The organism is Armatimonas sp., assembly GCF_031410135.1.
In the GTDB taxonomy this organism is placed as follows: domain Bacteria; phylum Armatimonadota; class Armatimonadia; order Armatimonadales; family Armatimonadaceae; genus Armatimonas.
The window spans coordinates 1-1293 of the sequence record NZ_JANNYP010000220.1 but is presented as its reverse complement, the minus strand read 5'-3'; the positions used below and the strand labels follow the sequence as shown (position 1 = coordinate 1293).

Genomic DNA, 1293 nt, shown 5'->3' with positions numbered 1-1293 from the left:
CGCAGAGGCCGTACACATACTGCGCCTCGGCTTCGCGCTGATCCGAGCGCACATCCACCTCCATGTAGATGGTCGCCGAGATTCCCAGGCCCACGGTGTCCTGGGCATACGTCTCGGGAGTATGGCTCTTACTCAGCGGCTCCTTGGCATCTTTTAGCCAGGGAAGCTCAAACCGATTTCGATCCCAAAGGTGTTGATGAGTATCTATAATTCGCATTAACGCTTCAGTTCCTTGATCACACGGCCTTCGTCGGTGGGGCCAATCAGGCGGTTGCCGAGGCCCTGGTAGTCGTAGTGGAGCTTGTAGGGATCAAGGCCGACACGGTCAAGAATGGTGGCTTGGAGATCACGGATGGTCATCTTATTCTCGACGATCTTGTAGCCCAGTTCGTCGGTCTTGCCGTAGGCTCCGGGCTTGGTGCCACCGCCCGCCATCCAGATCGTGAAGGCGTGGGGATGGTGGTCGCGGCCTAGAAACTTACTCCCGCCGCGCGCCTCGTTCATCGGGGTTCGACCAAACTCACCGCCCCAGACCACTAAGACATCGTCGAGCATCCCGCGCTGCTTGAGGTCTTTGATCAGCGCCGCGCAGGCTTGATCGGTTTCGCGGCACTTGGCGGGGAGTGCAGTCACTAAGTCATCGCCCGAGCCGGTGCCGTGGATGTCCCAACCCCAGTCGTAGAGCTGGACGAAGCGCACGCCTTTCTCCACAAGTCTTCGCGCCAAGAGACAGTTATTGGCAAAGCTAGCCTCACTCGGCTTAGCGCCGTAGAGATCCAGGGTCGCCTGGGACTCTTTCTTGAGATCCGTTAGCTCCGGCACCGAGAGCTGCATCCGATAGGCCAGCTCGTACTGCGCGATGCGTGTCACCGTCTCCGGGTCGCCCAGTGCCGCCGCCTCTTGACGGTTGAGTTTCTCCAGCGCATCTAGGCTCCGTCGCCGTGTCTGGCGGTCTATTCCGGGCGGGTCGGAGAGGTACAGGATCGGGTCACCTGCCGAGCGACACTGGACGCCTTGATGAATGCTGGGCAGAAACCCGCTCGACCAGAGGCTCTTTCCTCCCGTGGGGTCAGTGCCACCAGAGAGCAGCACAACAAAGCCGGGCAGGTCTTTATTGGCCGTCCCAATCCCGTAGGTCATCCACGAGCCCATCGCCGCGCCGCCGGGGAAGGCGTTGCCCGTGTAGAGAAATAACTCAGCGGGGGCGTGGTTGAACTGCTCCGTGGACATGGAATGAACGATCGCCAGCTCATCGGCGATGCTTGAGGTGTGGGGCAAGAGATCACACATCCA

1 protein-coding gene and 1 pseudogene are annotated in these 1293 nt (G+C 60.2%); both read right to left on the bottom strand.

All coding sequences use genetic code 11. From position 1 onward, the window contains the following. A pseudogene (locus RMO15_RS07790) lies at window positions 1–217 on the bottom strand (amidohydrolase); the annotation flags it as partial. Continuing rightward, window positions 217–1293 (bottom strand): DUF1501 domain-containing protein (locus tag RMO15_RS07785; protein ID WP_309710147.1); only part of this gene is annotated, 1077 nt, incomplete at its 5' end. The gene RMO15_RS07785 and the pseudogene RMO15_RS07790, both read right to left, overlap by 1 nt.